The sequence below is a fragment of the Archangium primigenium genome, assembly GCF_016904885.1.
GTDB classification, from domain to species: domain Bacteria; phylum Myxococcota; class Myxococcia; order Myxococcales; family Myxococcaceae; genus Cystobacter; species Cystobacter primigenius.
In genome coordinates this window covers 1,876,988-1,898,335 of sequence record NZ_JADWYI010000001.1, presented here as the reverse complement: position 1 = coordinate 1,898,335, position 21,348 = coordinate 1,876,988, and the positions used below count along the sequence as shown (strand labels likewise).

Sequence of the window (21,348 nt, the reverse complement as noted above, 5' to 3'; positions counted from 1 at the left end):
CCCCAAAGGCTAACACGCACGCCGGGGGAGGGCGGCCTCCACCGGAGGCCTCCACCGGAGGCCTCCACCGGAGGCCTCCACCGGAGACCCCCCGTGGCCTCGGGCCTAGCGGCAGGAGGTGCCGCTGGCCCACACCGGGGTGGCGTTCGCGTTGTAGATGACGAGGTTGCAGTCGTCCTGCATCCACAGACGGGTGCCCGAATGGCCCGCGGTCCTGGAGGCCCAGAGGGGCACGTTCCCGGGCGCGTACAGCACGGCATTGCCGTCCGCCTGCATGGTGAAGGAGGAGGTCGCGCGCCCGGCGGTGCCCGTCGACCACAGGGCGCCCAACCGGTCGTAGATGACCACGTTGCCGTCCGATTGGTGAACGAGCGTGGCGGTGCCGGCGCAGGCGCCGAGCGACTGGCCCACCAGGAGGGACGCGCCTCCGGAGAGCAATCCACACGACGAGGAGGCCGACACCCGGCTGTGGAGCAGACGGTTGGAGGCGGCCGGGTTGGCGACCTTGCCGAGACTCGCCTGGGTGAGCAGCGCGGCGGTCACCGCGCCCGGCGAGGCGCCAGGCACCCGCTCCAGGTAGAGCGCAGCCGCGCCCGCCACGTGGGGAGACGCCATGGAGGTGCCACTCATGTTGGTGGAGCCCCCCGAGGAGGACGCCGAGGTGATGTTCACACCGGGCGCGAACAGGTCCACGCAGGCGCCGTAGTTGGAGAACGACGCGCGCGTGTCCGAGCTGTCGGTGGCGCCCACGGTGAGGGCCTCGCCCGTGCGCGCCGGCGAGCGCGAGCAGGCATCCGTGGACTCATTGCCCGCGGCCACCGCGTAGACGACCCCCGCGTTGATGGAGCGGCGCACGGCGTCGTCCACCGCCTGGTTGGCCCCACCGCCCAGGCTCATGTTGGCCACCGCCGGCTTGACGTGGTTGCCCGTCACCCAGTCCACGCCGGCGATGACGGACGACCAGGAACCCGAGCCCGTGCAGTCGAAGACGCGCACGGCGTGCAGCCGGACGTTCTTGGCCACGCCCCAGGTGGTGCCCCCCACGGTGCCCGCCACGTGCGTGCCGTGGCCGTTGCAGTCCCCCGCGCCCCGGCCGTCATTGATGGCGGTGAAGTCCCCGGTGGCCCGGCCCCCGAAGTCCGCGTGGGTCGTCAGGATGCCGGAGTCGATGATGTAGGCGTGCACCCCGGCGCCAGTGGTGTCGTAGGTGTAGGCGCCATTGAGCGGCCGGTCGCGCTGGTCGATGCGATCCAGGCCCCAGGTGGCGCCGGACTGGGTGCCGATGGCCTCGGCCCGTCCGTCCTCCACCACGTAGTCGACCTCCGGCTCCTGGGCGAGCGCCCGCGCGCCCCGCTCGTCCGCGCGCACCACGAAGCCGCGCAGCGCGTGGGCGTACGTGAGGGTGACGGCCGCGCCGTGGCGCGTGGCCAGCGCCTGGGCCCGCATGGGCACCTGCGCCTTGCCGACCTCGGCGTCCTTCAGCACGACGATGTACTGCCCGGAGATGGCCTCGGGCGAGCGCAGGAACTTGCCGGCGACGACGGGGGTGAGGGCCTCCGGCTGCTGCTCGGAGGCTTCCGGCGCGCACGCCGACAGGGCGAGACAGGCAACGGCCAGCATGGGCTTCTTCGGGATCCGCATGGACAGCTCCCCTCGGTGACAGGATTGGAGGACCGTCTTATAGGACATCCCTGACAAACCCTCAAAACCGCCCTACCTGGGGAACGACTCCACCGCCTCGCGGAAGACCCGGAACAGCCGGGCCAGGTCCACGGGCCGGTAGTGGGCGTTGAGGCCGCTCGGGTTGGGGAGCACCCAGACGCGGGCGCCCCCCAGGGACTCGGGCTGGGGGCCCAGCACGGCGCGCGGCTTCTGGAAGGCCGTGCGCCAGGCGCCGATGCCGAGCACGGCCAGGAAGCGTGGGCCGTAGCGCCGCACCCGGGCCTCCAGCTGGCGTCCCCCCTCGGCGTACTCGGCGGCCGTCAGCGTGTCCGCGGACACCGAGGCCTGGGCGACGACGTTGGTGATGCCGCAGCCGAGCGCGAGCAGTTCCTCCTGCTCGAAGGGAGAGAACAGGCGGGGCGTGAAGCCCGAGGCATGCAGCGCGGGCCAGAAGCGGTTGCCCGGCCGGGCGAAGTGGTGGCGCACCACGGCCGAGTACACGCTCGGGTTGATGCCGCAGAAGAGGACCTTCAGGCCGGGCGCGATGACATCCGGCATCGTCGCGCCCACCGCGGCGAGCAGCTCCTCCGGGGTGGGCCGGGGCCTGGGATTCGACGTCGGGCGTCCCATGGCCCCAGACTACTTCTGCCGTCGCCCTGGCGCTACCGGCGTCGCGAGCGGCGCAGCAGGCCCCCGAGCCCCAGCAGGCCCAGGGCGCCGAGCGGGCCACCCGCGCTGGTGCAGCCCACGTGCGGGCCGATGGCCTCGACGGAGGGCGTGTGGGCCGGCGGCGTGTCCACGACGGGCGAGGGGGAGGTGGAGTCCACGATGGGCGACGGCTCGGTGGAGGGAGCGCCCGCGTCGGCCTCGGGCTCACCCGCGTCGGGGGCCGGAGGCGTGCCCGCGTCGGGCTCCGCGGGCGTCGGCTCCGCGGGCGGCACGGGCACGGGCGTGGGGTCCGCGGGCTTCACGTCCTCCCACGCCGTCGCCTGGGTGAAACCGTCGTGGTACACGACGCCCACCGGCTGCACGGTGTCGCTGCGGTACAGGCCCAGCTTCAGGTAGATGCCGTCGTTCGGGTACATCGTGGCGTGCTTGAGCTTGGACAGCACGAGCTTGCCGTTGTGCCACAGCTCCACGAAGCCCACGGACGCGCTCGACGACCACTTCACGTGGAAGATGAAGTCCTGCCACTCGCCGCGCACGAGCTTCGTCTTCCACGGCGTCGTGGTGTTGGTGAGCGTGAGGCGGATCTCCTCGCCCTTGACGAAGAACTCCACGGGCGGTGAGCCACAGCAGCCCTCGTGATGCCATTGGGTGAAGACCTGCCAGGTGTTCGCGCTGGGGTAGTCCGGCGCGAACTTCACCTGCCAGCGATAGTAATACTCGGACCCTTCCCGCTCCTTGCCCATGTAGACGAGCTCGTTGCGGTTGCCACTGGCGTTGATGGGATTGTCTCCCTGGCGCACCGTGGCCTTGAGCACGTAGCGGCTGTCGGGGGTGGCGCCCGCGGCCTGAACGACTTGCAGCCGGTCCGCGCTGACGCGCTGGGTGCTCGTGTACTGCCCGATGTTGCCGGTCTCGAAGTCCCCCCGCCAGACCACACCCGCCCACGACGAGACTGGCAACAGCACGGTGAGCAAAGAAAGCAGGAGTCTTCTCAAAGGCACGCACTCCCTCGTCGAGGTTGGAACGCCAACGGCGACGTGCACGCTCTCATTTTGGAGTTTTATTTCAAGCGGCTGTCATTTCTTCTCCCTTGACAAAAGGGCAGACAGACGGCCGAGCGCCCGGGCCGCGAGAAGCAGACAAAGCGGGAGCAGCGACGCGGCGCGTTGCCCGCTCGGACGGGGAGCGCGGCTGACGCGCCTCCCAGGTGGTGTAAGGTAGCCCTCCCTGTCAGCGGACCCCCGGCCGGAAGGGGGGGACGCGGGTGCCCCATGCTCGTCCTGCGCGATGTCCAGAAGACCGACCTGCCCGGGCTCAAACGGCTCGCCGCGGTGCTCAACACCGTCAACCTGCCCAACAACGAGGAGATGCTCGAGGCCATCATCGACACGTCGGTGAAGAGCTTCTCGGACAAGGTGAAGAACCCCTTCGAGCGGGAGTACCTCTTCGTCCTGGAGGACGTCCGCAACGAGATGCTCATCGGCACGTCGATGATCATCGCGCAGCACGGCACCTACGAGGCGCCGCACATCTACTACGACGTGTCCGAGCGCGAGCACTACTCGGTGAGCATCGGCCGGCACTTCCGGCACAAGGTGCTGTCCATCGGCTACAACTACGAGGGCCCCACGGAGATCGGCGGCCTGGTGGTGGACCCGCCCTACCGCGCCACGCCGGACAAGCCCGGCAAGCAGCTGTCCTACGCGCGCTTCCTCTTCATGGCCATGCACAAGCGCTCGTTCCGGCCGCGGGTGCTCGCCGAGCTGCTCCCGCCGCTCATGCCGGACGGGCGCAGCCTCTTGTGGGAGGCGTGCGGCAAGAAGTTCACCGGCCTGGACTACCAGGAGGCGGACCGGCTGAGCCGGCAGAACAAGGAGTTCATCAAGGAGCTGTTCCCCTCCTCGGACGTGTACGCGTCGCTCTTCCCCGAGCGCGTGCAGAAGGTGCTCGGCGAGGTGGGGCCCAACACCCAGGGCGTGCAGCGCATGCTCGAGCGCGTGGGCTTTCGCTACGTGGAGCGCATCGATCCGTTCGACGGCGGGCCGCACTTCGAGGCGAACCTGGCGGACATCACGCTCGTGCGCCGCTACCGCTCGGTGAAGCTCGCGGCCGAGGACTTCGACATGGAGGGGGATGACGTGCTCGTGGGCTACGAGCGCGAGTCGGGCCGCAACCGCTTCCGCGCGGTGCGCACCACGGCGCGCCTGGACGACAAGACGGCCTACCTGCCCGCGCGCGCCAAGGAGCTGCTCCAGGCCCCCGTGGGCGCGCGGCTGTCCGTCATCCCGTTCGACTAGGGGCCCGCGCGCACCACGCGGTGCTCGCCCCGGAGCAGCGCGAGCCAGCGCTCTCCGGCCTCCACCGCCGGCGTGCCCGGCTCGGCCAGGGCGAGCGGCAGGTGCGTGTCCGGGCGCACGGCGTCCAGCGAGGTGGGATCCAGGTCCAGGGTCCGCCCGCCGGCGAGGCCCACGCGCACCCAGGCATGGGGCCGGCCCGGGCCCCCGTCCACCACGAGCAGGCCCTGCACGAGCGCCACGCGCCGCCCCCGCTGGGCCGCCCGGGCCGCGAAGCGCGCCGCGTGGGCCAGACACGCGCCGCCCTCGCCCTCGCCCGTGTCACTCCAGTCCGCCGCGCCGGGCGCCTTCTCCGCGAAGGCCGCGTGGACCTCGGCCGCGAGCGCCCGCGCCTCGTCCGCCCGCCAGTCCGTCACCCACGCGGGCCGCGCCACCAGGGGCCAGGCGGGCTCGAAGCGCAGCGCGCCTCGCGTGCCGCCCTCCACGGCCACCCCCTCCACGAAGAGGTCCGGCGGCGGCCGCGTCCGCGTGCCCGGCGCCACCGCCACGAAGCGCGACGCGCCCACCACCACCTCCCGCAGCCGACCCCGCGCGTCGTAGTCCGCCGTGAAGGCCTGCCCGAGCATGGTGCCCTCCACGTGGCCCTCGCGTGCCCCGGTGACACAGTGCGGCCCCTCGCGGCCGGACAGCTCCTCGCGGCCGGTGACACAGCCCGGCGCCGGCGGCCCCCGCCACAACCACCACGTCTGGGGCACGCTCCCGCGCCCCTCCACCCGCCCCTTCGCGTCCAGCACCAGCGCCACCTCCCGGGTGCGCTGCCCCACGTGTCCACCGCGGGTGTGCACGTGCCGGGACGTGTAGAGGAAACGCCGCGCCTCCGGGGCGAAGGCCAGGGTGACGGTGCCGAGCGGAATGCCCCGCCAGGAGAAGACGAAACGGTCCTCCCCGGAAAGCTCGCCCGCGTGGGTCGTCCAAGCGAGTAATACCGCGACAACCCCGGCGGTGGGGCGGCCCGCGCGAGCACGGAGGAGGAACCGCGCGGCGAGGCGAGGTACGGTGCGGCCTCGGTCTCCCATGGGCGCCAACAAGTATCTCCTCTCGTTCGTCATCGTCGCCTCGTTCGCGCTGTCCCTCGTGCTGGGAGGACTGCTCTCGCTCGTCGGCGAGCAGCCCCTCAACGGGGCCAGCTGGGCCGTGGTGTTGCTCGGCCCTCCCACGGTGGTGTTCGGCTCAAGCTACCTGTTCTGGTTTCTCTGGGCGAGGGACCGCATCCGCCAGCGCGCGGGGCTGCTCGCGCGGCTGGCCGAGGGCGACCTCACCAACGGCGCGTACTACAGCGGCACGCGCGAGCAGCGCGAGGCCCACCGGCTGCTCTTCTCGCTGCGCCGCGCGCTCGGCCAGGTGCAGCGGGTGACGGGCAACGTGCGCCGCACCTGCCAGGAGGTCTCCGACAAGGTGGGCATCCTCCTGGAGGCCGCGCACCGCCAGGGCGGCGCGGTGGAGCGCTCGCAGCAGTCGGTGGTGAGCATGGGCCACAGCCTCCAGGCCGCGGGCAAGCGCGTGGCGCAGCTGGAGACGTTCGCCCAGGAGACCAACGGCTCGCTCACGGACATGTCGGACCGGCTCGGGCAGGTGGCCGAGGCGCTGCTCGCGCTCGATGACTTCTCGCACCGCACCACCCAGCAGGTGCAGTCCATGAGCGAGCGGCTGCACCACATCGCCTCCTCGGGCGACGAGCTGGCGCGCTTCGCGAGCGAGGCGGAGGCCTTCGTGCAGGTGGTGCAGTCGGGCATCGACGCCGTGCGCCACCGGGCCTCGGAGACCAACCAGCTCGCCCACGCGGTGACGGCCACGGCCGAGCACGGCGCGGTGCTCGTCAACGACTGCGTGCAGGGCATGTACCGGGTGGAGGAGACGGTGCGGAAGACGGCCGAGCTGGTGGACTCGCTCGGCGTGCGCTCCACGCAGATTGGCCGCATCGTGGACGTCATCCAGGAGATCGCCGACCAGACGAACCTGCTCGCGCTCAACGCCGCCATCATCGCCGCGCAGGCCGGCGAGCAGGGCCGGCCCTTCGGCGTGGTGGCGGACGAAATCCGCAGCCTCGCCGAGCGCACCGCGCGCTCCACGCGGGAGATCGCCACCATGGTGGGCGGCATCCGCCGCGAGGTGGGCACGGCGGTGTCCCTGGTGAAGGAGGGCCGCGAGCAGGCGGGCGTGGGCGTGCAGCTCGGAGACCGGGCGGCCGAGGACCTGCGGGAGCTCCGCGCCATCACCCAGCGCACGTTCAGCGCGGTGGAGGCCACGGTGGCCGAGACCAAGCGGCTGGAGGCCCAGGGCTCCACGGTGGTGGAGGCGAGCCGCCGGGTGGCGCGGCGCGTGGATGACGTGACCCGGGCGGCCATCGAGCAGGCGGGCCACGGGCGCGAGCTGGTGCACCAGACGCTGCAGATGGCCAAGCTCGCGCAGGAGGCGTCGCAGAAGGCCGAGGGCCAGGCGCGCACCGGGCGCGACCTGTCCACGGCGGTGGTGCGGCTGAGCACCGCCATCGAGGAGATCCGCGCGGCGCACGGCGTGCTCATGCGCGGGGACGCGGCCATTGGCGAGGAAGTGGCCCAGGTGCGCCAGGACGCGCTCCAGGTGATGCACATCGGCGATGGCCTGAGCCGCTCGGTGGAGCAGCTCGCGCACGAGGCGCGCAGCCTGGATGGCGAGGTGTTCCGCTTCCGGCTGCCCACGCCCACGCCGGGCGGCACGCTGCGCGCGGCCGTCCACCAGGCGGCCTTCGCGCGCGCCCAGGGCGGGTTGGATCCGCTCTTCTCCGTGGACAACCAGATCCTGGAGATGAGCTCGTGCGTCTTCTCCAGCCTCTTGCGCCTGGAGGACGGGGTGCTGGTGCCGGACCTGGCCGAGCGCTGGGAGGCGGACCCGTCCGCGCGCCGCTACCGCTTCCACCTGCGCGCGGGCGTCACCTTCCATGACGGCACGCCGCTCACGGCGCGCGACGTGAAGCGCCACTTCGAGCGGCTGTTGGACCCGGCGGTGAAGTCCCCGGACCGGGGCCTCTTGGAGGACGTGGAGGGCGCCCGGGCGTACCTGGAGGGCCGCGCGCGCGAGGTGACGGGCATCGAGGCCGTGGACGGCGCGACGCTGGAGATCCGCCTGGAGGAGCCCAAGGCCTTCTTCCTGCAGCTCATGGCCCTGCCGGGCACGGCGGTGGCGCGCATGGACGCCCGGGGCCAGACGGTGGGCGCGGGCCCCTTCCGGCTGGTGGACTTCGGCCCGGAGCGCATCACGCTCGAGCGCAACCCCGCCTACTGGCGCCGGGGCCAGCCCTTGCTGGACCGGATCGAGTTCAACCTCATGGAGTCGCGCGAGCAGGCGGTGACGGCGCTGCGCCAGGGCACGGTGGACATGGTGTCGCACCTGTTCGCGCGGCAGGTGGAGGCGCTCGAGCGCGACGGACACCAGGTGGTCACCAGCACCACGCCCTCCACCACCTTCCTCGGCTTCAACCTGCGCGAGTCGCCCTACAACGACGTGCGCGTGCGCAAGGCGCTGCGCGCGGGCCTGGACGTGCGCTCGCTGGTGGACGACTTCCACAAGGGCGCGCACGTGGCCCGCACGCTCACCCCGCCGGAGCTGCTGGAGGACGACGGGCCCATGCCCGAGCTCCAGGCGGATGTCTCCCTGGCGGAGCGGCTCCTGCGCGAGGCCGGGGTGCGCATGCTCCCGCTCACGCTCTACCACCCCCAGGGCCGCGACACCTCGGCCGAGGACGCCCTGCTCTTCCGGCCGCTCGTGGAGGCCCGGCTCGTGGACCTGCGCCACGTGGAGCTGCGCGCCGAGGACTACAGCGAGCGGCGCCGCGACGGCACGCTCGCCGCCTTCCGGGTGAACTGGATCGCCGACTACCCGGACCCGGACAACTTCCTCTACTTCCACCTGAACTCCAAGGCGCAGCTGCTCTACTCGCTGGGCTACCTCAACGCGGAGTTCGATCGGCTCACGGTGGAGGCGCGCGTCACCATCGATCCGCAGAAGCGCAAGCGCCTCTACCGGCTCGCCGAGCGGCTCGTCTTCGACGACTGCCCCGTCATCCCGCTGTTCCACAACCGCATGCACACGGCCGCCAATGCCCAGGTGCAGGGCCTGCGGCTACAGCAGACGCCCCCCCAGGTGCGCTTCGAGCACCTGTGGATGGATCAACCCACCGTGCCCCCGCGCGGCTGAGCGGGCGCCCGCGCGGGGCTCACGTGGCGCGGGCCTGCCGCTTGAGCAGCACGCGGATGAGGGCGACCCCCAGCGCGATGCCCACGAGCAAGAGGGCCCCGCGCTGGTAGCGGTTCATCAGCTCCACCAGCCGGTCCAGGTTGCCGCCCACCGTGGCCCCGAGCGTGAGCACCAGGGCGGTGTGCGCCATGGCCGACAGCATCCCGAAGAACAGGGCGTTGACGCGAGGCATGTGCGCCGCGCCCGCCGCCACGAAGATGAGCCCGCGAATGCCCGGCAGGAAGCGGTTGATGATGAGCAGCCAGGGCCCGCGCCGCCGCATGCGCGCCTGGAGCCCCTCGAGCTGCGCGTGGGTGATGCCGAAGAAGGGCTTGCCCGGGTGCTGCTCAAAGCGGGCGCCCAGCCAGTGGCCCACCTGGTAGTTGATGAAGGCCCCGAGCACGCTGCCGGCCACCACCACGCCGAACATCAGCGGCCAGGGGTGATGGCCGCGCACGGCGTACACCCCGCCCAGGAGCGTGATGGTGTCCCCGGGAAAGGGCGGCACCACGTACTCCAGCGCCGCCGCCAGGAAGAACAGCCCCAGGCCCCACCACAGGCTCAGGTTCGCGATGAGCTGGTCCAGGTACTCCACCATGAGCGGCCTCCCGGACTCAGCTGGGGCGAAGGGCCGGGGCGGCGGTCGGCTCCGCGGCCGGCGCGGGCAGCACCACGCCTCCGTACTGCGAGGCCTCCAGGGTGCCGCACGCCGCGCCGATCTCCTTGCCGCCCGAGTAGCGCCGCGCGATGGGCGCGCCCACCACCTGCAGGTGGTCCCGGAACGCCTTGAGCTCCTCGGCCGAGGGCGGCAGGTACTTGCCCGTGGGGTCCGTCACGTCGATGAGGTCCACCTTGATGCGGATGCCCTCGAAGACCTTCTTGAGCGCCAGCGCGTCCTCGAGCCCCGTGTTGAAGCCGCTGATGGCCACGTAGGCGATCATCGCCCGCTCGCGCCGCACCTCGGCGTACTCGCGGATGGCCTCCACCAATTCCGGCAGCGGGTGCCCCTTCTCGATGGGCAGCACCTTCACGCGCTTCTCCGGAATGGCGCTCGTCACCGAGAAGGCCAGCCGGTAGGGGTGCCCCTCGCTCGTGTAGCGCCGGATGGCGGGCACCAGGCCCGCGGTGGAGAAGGTGATGGCGTCCCCGGCGATGGCGAAGCCCGCCGGGTGCGAGAGGATCTGCGCGGCGCGCAGCGTCTCCGTGTAGTTGAGCAGGGGCTCGCCCATGCCCATGAACACCACGCCGCGCACGGGCCGGTCCGCCTCGGCGCGGATCTGCAGCACCTGGTCCAGGATCTCCCAGGTGCGCAGGTTGCGCTGGAAGCCGAGCTTGCCCGTCATGCAGAAGTCGCACGCGAGCGCGCAGCCCACCTGGCTGGAGATGCACACCACGTACTTGTGGTCGAAGATGGGGATGCGGACGGCCTCCACCCGACCCCCGAGCGGCGAGGCGAAGAGGTACTTCACGAAGCCGTCGTCCGCCTGGCGGCGCTCCACGATCTGCAGGCGGCTCATCTCCGCGTTCTGCCGCAGGAAGTCCGCCACGCGCTTGGGCACCTGGGGGGCGGTGCACACCTCCTCCAGGGTGGAGGCGCCATGGGCGAACACGGAGGCGAACACCTTGCGCACCGCGACGGGGGAGGGCGCCGCGGGGGCCAGGGCCTCCTGCAGCTCGGGCAGCGACAGCGTCTTGAGTTGGAATTTCACGAGGCGGACTTGATGCGCGCGCGCAGGTACTCGGTGAGCTTGGCGGACACTTCCTTGGGCATCTGCTCGGCGAGCGCCTTGCGGCACAAGCCCGGGGTGGCCCGGTAGGTGCGAAGGAAGTCCACGCAGGGAGAACAGCCCGCCAGGTGTTCGCGCAGGTGCTGCCGCTCCTCCGGGGACATCTCCCCGTCGAGCATGTTCAGCAGCAGGTTGATGGCGTCTTTACACGTGTACATCCGAACCTCGGCCGTGGCCTTCCGCGTCCTTGTCCTTCACGCAGATGCGCCGGCCCCTGATGGGTTTCACCCGCTCGTGTCGCCCTGATTGTAGAACTGGTCGATGGCTTCGCGAAGGGCGAGCCGCGCCCGGTGCAGTCGGCTCTTGATGGCGGGGATGGAATTCCCCGTCACCTCGGAGATCTGCTCGTAGCTCAGCCCCTCCACGTCCTTGAGGAGGAACACCTCCCGGTAGCCCTCGGGCAGCCGGGCGGTCGCCCGCTGGATGGCCAGCCCCAGCTCGGCGTCCAGGATGCGGTCCTCCGCGTCCCGGCTCCAGTCGCGGGTGGGATAAGCGCTCAAGCTCCCCCGCTCGGTGAACTCCGGGCCCTGGAGCTCTCCCTCGGCCGCCTGCACCACGCGCCGGTGGCGCAGCCGCATGAGGGCGTTGTTCGCCGCGATGCGGTGCACCCAGGAGCCGAAGGCGGCATCCCCCCGGAATTCCTTGAGGTGCTGGTAGGCGGAGAAGAACGTGTCCTGGGTGATCTCCGCGGCATCCGCCTCCGAGCGGGTCATCCGCAGCGCCAGGCCGTACACCTTGTCGCGATGGGCATCCACCAGGGCCTCGAAGGCGCTGATGTCGCCCCCCTGGGCGCGGTCCACCAGCTGGCGGTCCTCTTCCTTGACGGCCTCGTCGGACATTTGGGGCGCACCCTCCCAGTCTGGCTCCTGGCCGTCAAGCGGACTCGCGGGACCCGCGACCGGGGGGCCGGCTGACGTGTTGACTGCCACGGACCCAGAGTCGAAAAGGCTCCAGTGCCCACGCCCCCGCGTAGTCCACGCCCACGCGGGGCCCGCGCGCCACCTGGGACTCGGGCACGGGCGCGCCCGCCTCCAGGTAGAGCGGCGGGTGCGCCAGGTCCCAGCGGTTGTGCGCGAGGCTCAGCCCCAGCGCCCGGCACAGCCGCCCCGGCCCGTCCGTGCGCACCGCCGCCCCCAGGCCCTCGAGCGGCTCGGCGCCGCGGATGAGCACCGCCGCCGCCACGCCCTCCGTGTCCGTCACCACGTTGAAGCAGTGGTACATGCCGTAGATGAGGTAGACGTAGGCGCGCCCCGGGGGACCGAAGAGCACCTCGGTGCGGGGGGTGCGGCCCTTGGACGCGTGACAGGCCAGGTCGTGCGCGCCCACGTAGGCCTCGGTCTCCACGATGCGCACCACGCGTCGGCCCGACTCGGCCTCCACCACCAGGTGGGCGCCCAGGAGCTCGCGCGCCACCGTGAGCGCGGGACGGGCGTAGAAGGACAGGGGCAGTTTCACGGACCGAGGGATGCCGCGCACGCCCCCCGCGCGTCAATGTGTTGTCTGTTGGAGGTCCCGAGCGACCCCAGGCGCACGTCCAATGGCCAGGACAGTTCACAGCACGGGGCGCGTGGTGCATTGTGCGCGCACCATGGCATCCACCGGCCGCGTCTCAGGCCTTCTGCTCCCCCTGTTCTCCGTCCGCTCGAAGACCGATTTCGGTATCGGTGACTTCGGCGGTCTCGATGGTCTCTTCCGCTGGATGGCGGAGGCGCGTCAGCGGCTGCTGATGCTGCTGCCCCTCCTGCCCACCGCGCCGGGAGACCCGAGCCCCTACGCCACGCGCTCCGCGTTTGGCCTCAACACGCTGTTCATCGATCTGGGCAGCCTCCCCGAGTTCCAGGCCACCGGCGGCGAGGCGGCGCTGTCCGACGAGGACAAGCGGCTGCTCGCCGAGGCGCGCGCCGCGCCCCGGGTGCGCTACGACCTGGTCTTCAAGCTCAAGGGCGCCGCGTTCCGCCGGGCCTACGAGCACTTCGAGCGCACCGAGTGGCCCCAGGGCGAGCGCGCCCGGGCCTTCAGCGCCTGGAGGACGGAGCAGGGCGAGTGGCTGGAGAGCTACGCGCTCTACACGGCCATTTCCGAGGAGCGCAACCACGCCCCCTGGTGGGAGTGGCCCGCGCCGCTGCGCGACCGCGAGCCCGAGGCCCTCGCGGCCGAGTCGGCGCGGCTCGAGCGCCAGGTGCGCTACCACGCCTGGCTGCAGTGGGTGGCCGAGACGCAGTGGAACGCGGTGCGCCAGAAGGCGCGCGAGCACCAGGTGCTCCTGTGCGGCGACGAGCCCTTCATCATCGGCCAGGACAGCTCGGACGTGTGGGCCCACCGGGACATCCTGCGCCGCGACGCGCGCCTGGGCGTGCCCCCGGACGACTTCTCCGCCACGGGCCAGGACTGGGGCCTGCCCTACTTCGACTTCGCCCAGATGGAGAAGGGCGCCTACGGCTGGCTCAAGGAGCGCGCCAGGAAGGCCGCCAGCTACTACGACCTGCGCCGGGTGGACCACGCGGTGGGCTACTTCCGCCAGTGGATCCGCGACGACAAGACCCCCACGGGCCGCTTCGTGCCCGACAACGAGGAGGCCTGGCGGCGCCAGGGCGAGCACCACTTCCGCCTCTTGTCCGAGGGCGCCGGCATCGTGGCCGAGGACCTGGGCGTGGTGCCGCCCTTCGTGCGCGCCATCCTCAAGAACCTGGGCCTGCCCGGCTACCGGGTGATGCGCTGGGAGCGCGATGACGGGGTGTACCGCGACCCGCACGCCTTCCCCGCCGTGTCCCTGGCCACCACGGGCACGCACGACACCGAGCCCGTGGCCGACTGGTGGGAGGCCGCCACGGACGACGAGCGCACCGGCATGGCGCGCGTCTACCCGGAGTTCCAGGGCGTGCACGTCACGCGCGAGTTCTCCCCGGACGTGCACCGCGCCACGCTCGCCTCCGCGCTCAACTCGGGCAGCGACCTGTGCGTGCTGCCGTGGCAGGACGTGCTCGGCACCAAGGACCGCATCAACCTGCCGGGCTCGGTGGGGGACGCCAACTGGGGCTACCGCATCGCGCAGAACACCGAGGACCTGCTGACCGACGCGCGCACGCGCGAGGCCGCCCAGAAGCTGGGGCTGCTCACCGCGTCCGCCCGCCGCTAGGCCGCCCCGCGGCGTGAGGGGTGCGCGAGGCCCTTCTCCCCCCGGGGGAGAGGGGCCTCGTTCATTCCCGGGGCTCGATGCACTTCACCTGCCCGGGGAAGCCATCGAAGATGGCGCACTGCTGTCCCGCCTGCTGGCACTCGAGCCGCTCGCAGATGTCCGGCGCGACGCACACCGCGGGCGAGCGGCCGTACTCGAAGAAGACCTGGACGCAGAACTCGTCCTGGTAGCCGCAGCCCAGGGCGGTGCAGTTGCGCAGGCCGCCCCGCCCCGCCACGCCCAGCGTCGCGCCCTCCTTGAGCCGCACCGCCTCGTCGTCGCTCACCCCGCAGGCGGCGAGCCCCACGAGCGCCACGGCGCCCAGCACTCCCTTGGTTGGCCATCGCATACGGCCCGACTCTGGAGCAGGCGCGCCCGGGATGCACGCCCCGGGCCCCTCCGGCCCCCCAAAATGTCCGCCAAAGGTCGCTCACCGGCGGGGAAACGACCTTGAGGGGGGTGGCCTCGAGGACAGGGCTTCCCTCTGGAAACTTCCAGACTATGTACCGCTTGTGGACGTCGCCTCCTTCTCGCCCCTCCGTCGCCGTATGTTGCCCCTCGTCACCGCGCTGGCCGTGACGGCCGGGTGTGCCCACCAGCGCGCCTCCCAGCCCCCGGAGCAGCCCCAGGTGGTCGCGCTCGACCTGAAGGGCACCGACCAGGTCAAGGCCTCCGACATCAAGGAGAAGATCCTCACCACCAAGACACCCTGGTGGCAGCGGCTCAACCCCTTCGGCAAGCCGAGCACCTTCGACCCCAACACCTGGCAGGCGGACCTCAAGCGCATCGTGCGCTACTACCAGGCCCAGGGCTTCTACGGCGCCCGCATCGAGTCCTCCCAGCAGGAGCCCCGGGGCGAGGACAAGGTGGCGCTGGAGGTGGTCATCAACGAGGGTGCCCCCACGCTCGTGGCGGCCGTGGAGGTGTCGGGCCTGGAGGAGCTGCCCGACGAGCACCGCAAGAAGGCGCTGGAGGGGCTGCCCGTCAAACAGGGCGAGGTCTTCCGCGAGGAGCAGTGGGCGGGCACCCAGGAGCAGATCCAAGCGCGGCTGCACGAGCTGGGCTACGCCGAGGCGGAGGTGGGCGGCGAGGTGCGGGTGGACCTGGCCACCCAGGGCGCCACGGTGGACATCCGGGCCAACCCGGGGCCGCGCTACCGCTTCGGCAACATCTTCGTGGCCACGGACGCCAACCCCCAGGTCAACCCCCGGCGCATCATCGAGCAGGCGCAGGGCTCGGTGAAGAAGGGCGAGTGGTTCACCGAGTCGGCGCTGTCCGAGGCCCAGGCACGCGTCTTCCGCATGGGCGTGTTCGGCGCGGTGAAGGTCAACCGGGGCGCGCCCGACCGGGAGGCGCGCACGGTGCCCGTGGTGGTGGACGTGCGCGAGGCGCCCTTCCGCTCGGTGCGCGCCGGTGGCGGTATCGGTCTGGACGCGGCCCGGCAGGAAATCCGCGTGCTCGGCGAGTGGACGCACCGCAACTTCCTCGGCGGCCTGCGCAAGCTCACGCTGACGAGCCGCGTGGGCTACGCCTTCATCCCCAACATCACCGCCGCCTTCGACCGGATCGACACGGACGGGGACGGCGTGGCCGACGCGCCCAACGAGACCACGCCCCACGGGCCCATCTTCCAGGTCTCCGCCCAGTTCGAGCAGCCCCGCTTCCTCGCGCGCGACCTGCGCCTGCAGACGTCCCTCACCGCCGAGCGCGGCCTGGAGCAGGCCTACAACTTCATCGGCGGCCGGGCGCGCGCCGGTGTCGTGTGGCAGCCCCGGGCGGACCTGTCCCTGTCCCCCACCTACAACCTGGAGCTCTACAACCTGCGGGGCCAGCGCGGCAGCGTGGACCAGACCACCGCGCCCGCGCTCGTGCTGGGCTGCCGCGACACCACCACCTCGGACCGGTGCAACATCTCGGTGAGCTACCTGGAGCAGTTCATCGAGCTCAACCGCCGCAACGACTCGCTCGCGCCCACCCAGGGCTACTACGCCTCGCTGTCCTTCCAGGAGGGCGGCAAGTTCCTCGGGGGCGACTACGACTTCGTGCGCGTGCTGCCGGACGTGCGCGGCTACTACACCTTCGGCCCCAGCGAGCGCTTCACCCTGGCGGCCCGGCTGCGCCTGGGCACGCTGCTCACCTCGGTGGAGGGCGGCGTGCGCACGGACAGCGCCATCGTCAACCGCTTCTTCTCCGGCGGCGGCGCCTCCATGCGCGGCTTCAACAGCCGCCGGCTCTCGCCCATGAACGTGCTCAACCTGGACGCCGAGCAGCCCTCGGACCGCGTCGTGCCCGTGGGCGGCAACAGCCTGGTGGAGACGAGCGTGGAGGTGCGCGCCCGGCTCATCTCGGACCTGTCGCTCGCCGTCTTCCACGACTCGGGCCTGACCGGCAGTGGCGCGCTCACCTTCGGTCCCCGCCAGGACGACCCGCTCAAGGAGAGCGGCCGCATCTTCGGCGACTATCACTACCAGGCCGTGGGCCTGGGGCTGCGCTACAACACCGTCGTCGGTCCCATCCGATTGGATGTGGCCCGGAGGTTGAATATCGGCAGACCACTGCCCATCTTCTTCAGCGCCCCCGGCCAGACGACCACCATCGGCACCATTGGTGGACTGGGTGACTGTTTCGGACTGGGAGTGAAGAAACAGACCATCACGGGCCCGGATGGCACGCCGCGGACCGTCAACGTGGAGAGGGAGTACGCGGGAGCCCCCGAGGGTCTTTGCACGTTCTTCCTCTCGATTGGAGAGGCGTTTTGACCACCGCCACCGCGCCCACCCCTCCGCCGCCCTCCAAGCCCCGCCGCTGGGGACGCCGCCTGCTCTGGGGGCTGCTCGGCCTGGTGGGCCTGGTGCTCCTGCTCGTCGTGGGAGCGCTCGCGTACCTGATGAGCCCGCCGGGCGAGGCCCGGCTGCGGGACTTCGCGGTGGCGCAAGCCAACGAACAATTGATGGGGCACCTGGAGGTGGGCGGCCTGGCGCTCAGTCCGCGCTCGGTGATGCTCACCGGGGTGACCCTGGATGATCCCGAAGGCGAGCGGGTGGTGGAGCTCGGCCGCCTGGAGGTGCGCTTCGCCCTCTTGCCCCTGCTCGGCCAGCACGTGCGCGTGCGCTCGGTGGTGCTGGGTGAGCCCCACCTGACGCTGCGCCAGGACGCGCGGGGCCTCAACCTCTCGCGCGCCGTGGCGATGAAGAACCCCTCCCCGCCCGAGCCCGAGGATCCGAACGCCCCGCGTGGAAAGCTGCGCTTCACCCTGGAGTCCCTGCGGCTCGAGGGCGGCCAGGTGTCGCTGGTGACGGTGAGCCCCGAGGGCAACCAGGAGGTGCGCCTGGAGACGCTGGACGCCACGGGCGCGGCCTCGTGGGCGGCGGCCACCGAGGCCCTGGCCGCGAAGCTCGACGCCACCGCGGCGCTGGACAAGCCCCAGCGCGGGCCGGTGCGCCTGGCGGTGTCCGCGCAAGGAGAGGAAGGCGCCCTGAGCGGCGACGTGGACTTCACCGCCCCGGGGCTCGTGCTCCAGGCGAGCGGTGGCATGGAGGGGGAGAAGCAGCTGCACGCCGAGGTGAAGCGCCTCACGCTCGAGCCCACGCTGGGGCGCGCCGTGCTGCCCTCCTACCCGCTGGCCGCGCCGGTGTCCCTGGCGGGCACCGTGGGCATGACGGGGGACGTGGTGAAGGTGGACCTCAACGCCCAGGCCGCGGACGGCACGCTCACGGCCCAGGGCGCGGTGGACCTCGAGAAGTTCACCACGGACGGCTTCACCGCGCGCCTGCGCGGCCTGGACCTGGCGAAGCTGCTGGGCGGCGGCCCCGCGGCCACGCTCGCCGCGGACCTGAGCGTCAAGGGCGGCGGCAAGAGCCTGGACACGCTCGACGGCCAGCTCGACTTCTCCATGCCCGCCTCGCCCATCGCGGGCCAGCAGCTCGGCCCCGTGGAGATGCACGTGAACGCCAAGCAGGGCCGCTTCACGCTCGCCCGGCTCCAGGCGCTCGCCCCGGGCGTGACGCTCACCGCGGATGGCGTCGCCACGCAGCAGGACGTCAACCTCAAGGGCCAGCTGCTCGCGGACAACCTGGGCACCTTCGCCGGCACCGTGGGCCGGCTGGGCGGCGGCGAGCCCCTGCCCCTGTCGGGCAAGGGCGCCCTGAGCTTCAACGTCTCCGGGCCCTTGCAGGCGCCCGCGGTGAGCCTGGTGGGCGGCTTCGACACGGTCGCCTGGGCGGACACCGCCGTGAAGGCGCTCACCGTGGACGTGCGCATGCCCGACGTCACCCAGCCGCTCATCACCGACGCGCGCATCCGGGCACGTGAGCTGAGCGCCGGGGGCCGGGACTACCAGAACCTCGCCGCCACGCTCGCCACCCAGGGCCGCAAGCTCGACCTGTCCCTCACCACCGAGGGCCAGGAGAACCTGACGCTCGCGCTCGCGGGCCTCGTGGACAAGGACAACCAGGGCCTCACCCTCGACGACCTCACCCTGCGCTACCCCGAGGAGGGCTGGACGCTCAAGTCCCCCACCCACGTGGCCTGGGGCAAGGCGGTGGAGATCAAGCCCGCGCTCACGCTCACCTCGGGCGAGCAGCTCCTGTCGCTCGGGCTGCGCATGGAGGGCACGCGCCTGCAGGCCCACACGGAGCTGCGCGCCTTCGACCTGTCGCGGCTGCCCAAGGCCTTCCTGCCGCCGGACTTCGACGTGGAGGGCCTCTTGTCCGGCACCGTGGCGGTGAGCGGCACCACCGCGCGTCCGGACGCCCGCGCCCAGATGACGCTGCGCGGGGGCCGCTACCAGCAGTACGACGACCTCGCCTTCGAGGTGGATGCGCGCTACGTGGGCGACAAGGCCAAGGGCACGTTCTCCGCGAGCGCGCCGGCCTTCCGCGTCTCCAGCCGCTTCGACGTGCCGGTGCAGGCCCTGCTCAAGCAGCGCCGCGAGGCCGTGGACCTGCTCGTCACGGTGGACCACCTGGACCTGGGCCCCACGCTGCGCATGGCCCAGCAGCCCGAGACCGTCACCGGCCAGGTGACCGGCACGCTCACGCTCAAGGGCATGGCGAACGATCCGCGCCTCCAGCTCACGCTCAAGGGCTCCGAGCTGCGCTACTGGGGCGCCACCGCCACCGAGGCCGCGCCCGTCATCATCGCGCCCGGCGCCCTGCCCGCCGACATGCTCGGCAAGCCGCTCGCCTTCGAGCTGACGGCCCAGTCCGACGAGAAGGACGGCGCCCTGAGCGCCAGCCTCCACTTGGACGGGCTCGCCGAGAAGGCCACCGCCTCGCTGGCCACGCCCTTCACCCTGGGCCGGCTCATCGCCAAGACACCCACGTCCACGCAGATGATGAACACGCCCATGCGGGCCATCGACGCGGAGATCTCCGAGCTGCCCCTGACGCTGCTGGCCCAGTTCGGCTTCGCCACCGAGGCGGGCGGCACCCTGTCCATGAAGACGCACCTGACGGGCCCCGTGCTCTCGCCCGTGGGTGAGCTCACGCTGACGGCCAAACGCGCCACCGTCAACGGCGTGGTGCCCATCGACGGCGACCTGGCGCTCACCACCAGCGCCTCGGCCGTGAAGGTGAAGCTGGTGGCCAAACGCGACGCCACCCTGCTCGCCCAGTTGGAGGCGCAGGTGAACGCCTCGCTCGAGGCCCTGCAGGATCAGGACGTGGTGGGCCGGGTGCCCTTCACGCTCAGCGCCAAGGCGGGCCCCATCTCCCAGCGCGAGCTGGAGGGCCTGGCCAGCGTGTCCCCCAAGGCCGGCGCGCTCGCCCGCTGCCGCGCCGGGGAGCGCGTCTTCGCCCAGCCCTCGGACTCGGGCACGCCCCAGAACGTGATCGCCCTGACGCTGCGCGCCCGGGGCACGCTGGAGGATCCCCAGGTGGACCTGACCGCCGGGTTGCAGAACATCGGCGTGGACCAGATGGGGCTCGGCCACGCGAGCGTGCACTACACCTACGCCGACGCGAAGTCCGCCTTCGAGGCCCTGCTCACCTCGCCCACCGGCGGCACGCTCATGGCGCGCGGCAGCGCGAAGCAGGACCTGTCCCTGTCCACGCTGCGCAAGGGCATGGACCCCAACCGCATCCCCATCGAGGTGCAGCTCGACTCGCACCAGTTCGACCTGGGCTTTCTCTCCGGCTCCCAGCTGCCCATGGTGCGCACCCTCGGCGGCGAGCTCATCATGGAGAAGTTCCGGGTGGACGGCACCGTCGGCTCGCCCGTCATCAAGGGCCGCGTGGAGTGGAACAAGGGCCGGCTCGCCCTGGAGGGCCTGGGGGACTACCGCGACGTGCACGTGGCCCTGCGCGTGGACGACCAGCGCATGGAGCTCACCGACTTCTCCGCCAAGAGCGGCGGCGGAAGCCTCCAGCTCAAGGCCCGGGGCGATCGCACCCCGTCGGGCGCGTACGTCCTGAGCGGCGAGGGGCAGATGGACGACTTCCCGCTCGTGCTGGACGACCAGCTCTTCGCCATCCTGCAGCTGCGCACCCAGTTCGAGGGGGACATCTCCAAGTCCACGCAGTTCGTGAACGTGAAGAACCTCTCCATCCCCGAGCTGCACGTGAAACTGCCCGACGCCAAGCGCAAGGATTTGCAGCCGCTCGAGCGGCCCGAGGGCATCGTGCTCACGTGCGCGGGCGAGCCGCTCAACCCGCCCAAGACCGCGTCCGCCGAGGCCAGCGCGGACGGCGCGACTCCGGGCAGCGCCACGGGGGGCGCGGGCCCCTCGAGCGCCACGCGCCGCATCCGCGTCACCCTCAACGCCCCGCGCAACCTCTGGGTGCAGGGCGCGGACGTGAACGTGGAGCTCGGCCTGTCGGAGAACTTCTACGTGGAGACCGCGGACACCTTGACCATGAACGGCAACGTGCTCGTCAAGCGCGGCGACGTGGAGGTGCTGGGCCGGCGCTTCAGCGTGCAGAACTCCAGCCAGGTGCGCTTCACGGGCCCGCCCGCCGCGCCGTACATCAACGCCACGGCCGAGTACAAGAACGAGAGCGCGGGCGTCACGGTGTACGTGGCCGTGCGCGGGCAGGGCAAGGACTTCACCATCAAGCCCACGAGTGATCCGCCGCTCGCCGAGACGGACATCTATACGCTGCTGGCCACGGGCCGGCGCACCCTCAAGGCCGGCGGCTCGGGCGCGTCCATGAACCAGGGCCAGGTGGCGTCGGTGCTTGGCTCGGTGCTGGCCGCCCAGGCCAAGAAGGCCATCTCGGCGAAGGTGCCCCTGGACGTGCTGTCCATCGAGTCCGGCGACGAGGGCCTGGCGGGTGCGCGGCTGGAGGTGGGCAAGTACCTCACCGACAAGCTCTACCTGGGCTACAGCGGGCGCATTGGCACGCCGCAGAACCAGTCCACCACCCGGCGGGAGAACGCCAACTCCGTGCGCCTGGAGTACCAGTTCGGCCCGCGCTGGGGCGTGGAGGCCCAGTACGGCGACGCGCAGGTGGGCGGCGCGGACCTGCTCTGGAGCAACGAGTACTGACGC

At 71.8% G+C, this 21,348-nt stretch carries 15 protein-coding genes; 5 read left to right on the top strand and 10 right to left on the bottom strand.

Annotated elements, in window-relative coordinates; all coding sequences use genetic code 11:
• Window positions 1-105 precede the first annotated feature (105 nt).
• From I3V78_RS08110 to I3V78_RS08100, 3 genes are all read right to left on the bottom strand, one after another.
• Window positions 106-1,641 (bottom strand): S8 family serine peptidase, encoded by a 1,536-nt coding sequence (locus I3V78_RS08110; RefSeq protein ID WP_204485741.1) that lies wholly within the window; start codon window positions 1,639-1,641, stop codon window positions 106-108.
• Window positions 1,642-1,713: 72 nt separating this feature from the next.
• Entirely contained in the window at window positions 1,714-2,292 is a 579-nt protein-coding gene (mug, locus tag I3V78_RS08105) for a G/U mismatch-specific DNA glycosylase (RefSeq protein ID WP_275583477.1), read from the bottom strand.
• A gap of 32 nt (window positions 2,293-2,324) precedes the next feature.
• Window positions 2,325-3,332, bottom strand: coding sequence for a polysaccharide lyase family 20 protein (locus I3V78_RS08100; RefSeq protein ID WP_338023494.1), 1,008 nt, complete (start codon window positions 3,330-3,332; stop codon window positions 2,325-2,327).
• Between the two features lie 270 nt (window positions 3,333-3,602).
• On the opposite strand from I3V78_RS08100, the gene I3V78_RS08095 reads away from it, so the two are divergent.
• Complete coding sequence (locus tag I3V78_RS08095) at window positions 3,603-4,628, top strand: arginine N-succinyltransferase (protein WP_204485739.1); 1,026 nt, start codon at window positions 3,603-3,605, stop codon at window positions 4,626-4,628.
• Here I3V78_RS08095 and I3V78_RS08090 read toward each other — a convergent pair.
• Window positions 4,625-5,710 (bottom strand): transglutaminase domain-containing protein, encoded by a 1,086-nt coding sequence (locus I3V78_RS08090; protein ID WP_239576343.1) that lies wholly within the window; start codon window positions 5,708-5,710, stop codon window positions 4,625-4,627. The genes I3V78_RS08095 and I3V78_RS08090 overlap by 4 nt on opposite strands.
• On the opposite strand from I3V78_RS08090, the gene I3V78_RS08085 reads away from it, so the two are divergent.
• Window positions 5,700-8,858 (top strand): ABC transporter substrate-binding protein, encoded by a 3,159-nt coding sequence (locus I3V78_RS08085; RefSeq protein ID WP_204485738.1) that lies wholly within the window; start codon window positions 5,700-5,702, stop codon window positions 8,856-8,858. The two genes, I3V78_RS08090 and I3V78_RS08085, sit on opposite strands and share 11 nt — an antisense overlap.
• 19 nt (window positions 8,859-8,877) lie before the next feature.
• On the opposite strand, the gene I3V78_RS08080 is transcribed toward I3V78_RS08085, so the two are convergent.
• The 5 genes from I3V78_RS08080 to I3V78_RS08060 all read right to left on the bottom strand — a co-directional run bounded on the left by I3V78_RS08080 (window position 8,878) and on the right by I3V78_RS08060 (window position 12,139).
• Window positions 8,878-9,495, bottom strand: coding sequence for a DedA family protein (locus I3V78_RS08080; RefSeq protein WP_204485737.1), 618 nt, complete (start codon window positions 9,493-9,495; stop codon window positions 8,878-8,880).
• 16 nt (window positions 9,496-9,511) lie between these two features.
• The gene (locus I3V78_RS08075; RefSeq protein ID WP_204485736.1) at window positions 9,512-10,606 is read right to left on the bottom strand and encodes a radical SAM protein; all 1,095 of its coding nucleotides are present in this window, start codon (window positions 10,604-10,606) and stop codon (window positions 9,512-9,514) included.
• The gene (locus I3V78_RS08070) at window positions 10,603-10,842 is read right to left on the bottom strand and encodes an anti-sigma factor family protein (protein WP_204485735.1); all 240 of its coding nucleotides are present in this window, start codon (window positions 10,840-10,842) and stop codon (window positions 10,603-10,605) included. Before I3V78_RS08070 ends, I3V78_RS08075 begins: the two co-directional genes overlap by 4 nt.
• A 66-nt stretch (window positions 10,843-10,908) precedes the next feature.
• On the bottom strand, window positions 10,909-11,523 hold the full coding sequence (locus tag I3V78_RS08065; protein WP_204485734.1) for an RNA polymerase sigma factor: 615 nt from the start codon (window positions 11,521-11,523) through the stop codon (window positions 10,909-10,911).
• A gap of 34 nt (window positions 11,524-11,557) precedes the next feature.
• Entirely contained in the window at window positions 11,558-12,139 is a 582-nt protein-coding gene (locus tag I3V78_RS08060) for a DNA-3-methyladenine glycosylase (protein WP_204485733.1), read from the bottom strand.
• A 133-nt stretch (window positions 12,140-12,272) separates the two neighbouring features.
• Between I3V78_RS08060 and I3V78_RS08055 the strand changes: the two genes are divergently transcribed.
• On the top strand, window positions 12,273-13,820 hold the full coding sequence (locus I3V78_RS08055; RefSeq protein ID WP_204485732.1) for a 4-alpha-glucanotransferase: 1,548 nt from the start codon (window positions 12,273-12,275) through the stop codon (window positions 13,818-13,820).
• A gap of 61 nt (window positions 13,821-13,881) precedes the next feature.
• Here I3V78_RS08055 and I3V78_RS08050 read toward each other — a convergent pair whose 3' ends face one another.
• Window positions 13,882-14,208, bottom strand: coding sequence for a hypothetical protein (locus I3V78_RS08050; RefSeq protein ID WP_204485731.1), 327 nt, complete (start codon window positions 14,206-14,208; stop codon window positions 13,882-13,884).
• A gap of 199 nt (window positions 14,209-14,407) precedes the next feature.
• On the opposite strand from I3V78_RS08050, the gene I3V78_RS08045 reads away from it, so the two are divergent.
• Both I3V78_RS08045 and I3V78_RS08040 read left to right on the top strand, forming a co-directional pair.
• Entirely contained in the window at window positions 14,408-16,618 is a 2,211-nt protein-coding gene (locus tag I3V78_RS08045; protein WP_204485730.1) for an autotransporter assembly complex protein TamA, read from the top strand.
• Window positions 16,615-21,345, top strand: a complete 4,731-nt coding sequence (locus tag I3V78_RS08040; RefSeq protein WP_204485729.1) for a translocation/assembly module TamB — start codon at window positions 16,615-16,617, stop codon at window positions 21,343-21,345. The genes I3V78_RS08045 and I3V78_RS08040 overlap by 4 nt, the downstream gene beginning before the upstream one ends.
• Window positions 21,346-21,348: the final 3 nt, after the last annotated feature.